Source organism: Maritimibacter harenae, assembly GCF_009882975.1.
Lineage (GTDB): Bacteria > Pseudomonadota > Alphaproteobacteria > Rhodobacterales > Rhodobacteraceae > Maritimibacter > Maritimibacter harenae.
In genome coordinates this window covers 1-1,286 of the sequence record NZ_WTUX01000057.1, presented here as the reverse complement: position 1 = coordinate 1,286, position 1,286 = coordinate 1, and the positions used below count along the sequence as shown (strand labels likewise).

At 59.2% G+C, this 1,286-nt stretch carries 1 protein-coding gene; it reads right to left on the bottom strand.

Annotated elements, in window-relative coordinates:
- Nucleotides 1-277: 277 nt before the first annotated feature.
- Entirely contained in the window at nucleotides 278-1,285 is a 1,008-nt protein-coding gene (locus GQE99_RS20330) for an IS110 family RNA-guided transposase (RefSeq protein ID WP_328794243.1), read from the bottom strand.
- Nucleotide 1,286: the final 1 nt, after the last annotated feature.

Genomic DNA, 1,286 nt, shown 5'->3' with positions numbered 1-1,286 from the left:
TTACGTCACTGTCCGAATTACGGGGGGTATGTATGAACTGCCTCCCCCTGCAAGTGATTTGTCGATGCGCCGCTGACCCTGCTTCTATGTATTCGGTCTTTCTTCGGGGCCGTTCGATTTGCCCCTGACCAAGATGGGAAGTCGCGCGTCCTGTGTCTCGTTAGCTCATCGGCACTTAAGGGCCATGCCCCCCGTCAGACTTGCAAGACGCCGATCGGTCGTTGGTCCATCTCCTCCTCGCTCGCAGATTCCTTTGTCCGGTTGCGCCTTTGCTCGACTACAGGCCGCTCATGGCATGCGGCCGATATCTCTCACCCTTCGTCAGAACAGCCCAGGCAATACGTGCCATCTTGTTGGCCATGGCGACCGCCGCGACGTTCACATGCGCTCGTTCCTTTAGAGCGTCTGCCCAAGCCGTTATGGGCGACGTCCTGTCACGCATGAGATGCAGCACCGTTCGAGCGCCGTGGATGAAGAGCTTGCGCAAATATCGATTGCCGTGTTTCGAGATGCCGAGCAGCTTGGCTTTGCCGCCTGTCGTGATCTGCCGCGGCACCAAACCGAGCCATGCGGCGAGATCACGCCCCTTGCCAAAGCTGCTACCCGTGCCGACAGCTGCTACGAGCGCTGTCGCAATCGTCGGACCGATGCCGGGGATCTCCATCAAGCGCTGCATATCGGCATCTGTTTTGGCCAGCGCCTTGATCTCGGCATCGATCGCCGCGACCCGATCATTGATCACGTTCAATTCGGACGCCATCTCAGTCACGAGCAGGAGCATTCTGGGTGAAAGATCGGCAGCGCCCTCTGCGGCCAATCTGGTCAGTTCCTTTTGGAAGACGTGGCGCCCAGTGCCAACCCGGATGCCGCGTTCCATCAAGAAGCCTCGGGCCTGGTTGATCAGTCGCGTCCTGTCCGACACGAGACGCTCCCGCGCACGGTGCAAAGCCTGAAGGTCGAGCTGTTCTTCCGATTTGATCGCAACGAATGACATCGTCGGGCGCGTCGCGGCTTCGGCAATCGCCTCCGCATCACGGTCGTCGTTCTTGTGAACCTTCACATAGGGTCGGACATAGAGCGGCGACATCAACCGAGGCTCATGTCCCTTCTCCAGACAAAAGCGCCCGATGTGATGTGCCCCGCCGCACGCTTCCATCGCAACCACGCAGGGCGAAAGAGTATCAAGAAAGCCCAACAGCCGATGCCGCTGAAGTCGTTTGCGAAACACGACCGCTCCCGCTTCATCCAGCCCGGCAAGACTGCAAACGGTCTTGCCCAAATCAATG